Source organism: Pseudaeromonas sp. HNCC25DJ182 (assembly GCF_055413365.1).
Window position 1 is genome coordinate 1 of record NZ_JBVAYG010000037.1, and the last position, 673, is coordinate 673.

A 673-nucleotide genomic window follows, 5' to 3' on the forward strand; every position below is an offset into this window, starting at 1 on the left:
GTCAGGCTGTCGCCATCATCGTCTGCGCCCACCACCGTAATGCCACTCACCACCAGACTGCCCGCATTCGGGTCATCCTGATGCAGCAGGTTGCCCAGCAACTCGGCTTTCACCGTCACATTGCCAGTCCCATCCACCGCGACGCTGCTCGCCCCGTCCAGGGTCAGCTTCAATACATCCTCACTGCCCACCGCACCGGTCAACGTCCGGCCATTCGGACTCAAGGTCCAGACCATGTTGTTGGTGTCGATGCCCGCAATGCTGATGCCACTCGGGTCACCAAACACGATGCTGTCAATCGCATCGGACCCCGCCTTGAACTGCAAGGTCCCCGAGCTGTCGGTTTCCGCCAACGAGGTCGGGTCAGTGCCCGTATCGCCACCCGGAACGGACAACGCGGCTTCGTCTACCGTCAGGTTGGCCGAGTTCACCTCGCCTCCCCAGGTCGGTCCATCGCCATCGGTAATGGTGATGGTCTGGGTGGCTTCATCCACATCCTGGTCACCATCGGTGGCCTTCAGGGTAAAGCTCACTTGTTGCAGGGTGTCATTGTCCAGATTATCGGCAGCAGCAAAGCTCCAGCTACCATCGTTCAGGACGGTCAGGATGCCCTTGCCAGTATCAATCTCCTCACCCAGCGCATAGCTCACGCCACCGACGATAACTGCGACCG

The 673-nt window shown here is 60.2% G+C and carries 1 protein-coding gene; it reads right to left on the reverse strand.

Going from position 1 to position 673, the window contains the following annotated elements; translation table 11 throughout:
- On the reverse strand, window positions 1–673 hold a 673-nt coding region (locus tag ACZYUB_RS16640; protein WP_463949345.1), incomplete at both ends, for a hypothetical protein.